General features: G+C 75.2%; 2 protein-coding genes. One reads left to right on the forward strand and one right to left on the reverse strand.

Annotated features, from left to right (window positions below; translation table 11 throughout):
* Positions 1–605, reverse strand: a 605-nt coding sequence (locus EEJ42_RS31540; RefSeq protein WP_246097520.1) for an adenosylcobinamide-GDP ribazoletransferase, incomplete at its 3' end; no start/stop codon positions are given.
* A 34-nt stretch (positions 606–639) separates the two neighbouring features.
* Between EEJ42_RS31540 and EEJ42_RS31545 the strand changes: the two genes are divergently transcribed.
* The coding region (locus EEJ42_RS31545; protein WP_123105280.1) for a hypothetical protein at positions 640–1309 on the forward strand (670 nt) is incomplete at its 3' end.

Raw genomic sequence — 1309 nt, forward strand, 5'->3', positions numbered from 1 at the left:
CGGGCCGCGGGCATCCCCTGGCGGGCCGCGAGCGTCAGGGCGCACCGGGCGACGAGCCCCGCCGCGGCGGCGGCCACCGCGCCGCGCGTCCAGCTCTCCCCGTACAGCTCGGCCAGCGCCGCGACCTGCGCGAGCAACACGAACAGCAGGGTGATGACGCCGAACGGGCCGATGTCCGACCGCTTCATGATCCGCAGCGCCTCGTCCGCGGGCTTGCCGCTGCCGAGGCCGTCCGCGGTGTCCGCGAGGCCGTCGAGGTGGAGGCCGCGGGTCAGTACGGCGGGTACGGCGGCGGTGGCGACCGCCGCGAGCAGCGGCCCGGCGCCCAGGAACAGCAGCACACCGCCCACCGCGGCCGCGCACAGCCCGACCGTCAGCCCGACCGGCAGGGCGCACAGCATGCCCACGCGCGCCGCCTCGCGATCCCAGCGCGCCACCGTCACGGGCAGCGCCGTGAGCGTGCCGAAGGCGAAGCGGAGGCCGTCATCCAGGGAGGCTCGCGGGGGATGCGCCGGACGCGGCGGTATCTCCGGTCCGGGGTCCGGCGGTATCTCCGGGTCCGGGTCCGGCTGGCGGTCGGGGGACTGCTCCGGCGTGGTGTCCATCGCGCCGCAGGGTATCGCGCGACCCTGACGGGCCATGGGCCATTGGTGGGAACGCAACATCGGGGAGCCCGGCAAGCTGCCGCTGCTCCTCGCGCTGGCCTCGTTCATCCTCTCGTTCGTGATCACGCGCACCATCACCCGGCTGATCAAGGCGGGCAAGGGCCCGTTCCACGACGTCAGCCCCGGCGGGGTCCACGTCCACCATGTGGTGCCCGGCGTGATCCTCACCGTCATCGGCGGCTTCGGCGCGGTCGCCGGCGGACGGCATGGGGTGGGGGCGGCGATCTCGGCGGTGCTCTTCGGGGTGGGCGCGGGGCTGGTGCTGGACGAGTTCGCGCTGATCCTCCACCTGCACGACGTCTACTGGACCGAGCAGGGCCGACAGAGCGTCGAGGTCGTCGTGGTCACCGCGGCTCTCGTCGCCCTGGTGCTCAGCGGCTTCCTGCCGTTCGGGGTGAACGAGGTGTCGGACGCCGAACGCGGCGACCGCGGGGCCGTGGTCGCGGAGGTCTCCGTCAACTTCGCCTTCGCCCTGCTCGCCCTCGTCAAGGGCAAGCTGCGGATCGCGGTGATCGGGGTGCTGGTGCCGCTGGTGGCGGTCATCGGCGCCGTACGGCTCGCGCGCCCCGGATCGCCGTGGGCCCGCCGCGTCTACCGCCACCGGCCCCGGACCCGGGCCCGCGCGCGCCGCCGGGCCGCCCGGC

The sequence above is a fragment of the Streptomyces botrytidirepellens genome, assembly GCF_003721215.1.
GTDB classification, from domain to species: Bacteria; Actinomycetota; Actinomycetes; order Streptomycetales; family Streptomycetaceae; genus Streptomyces; species Streptomyces himastatinicus.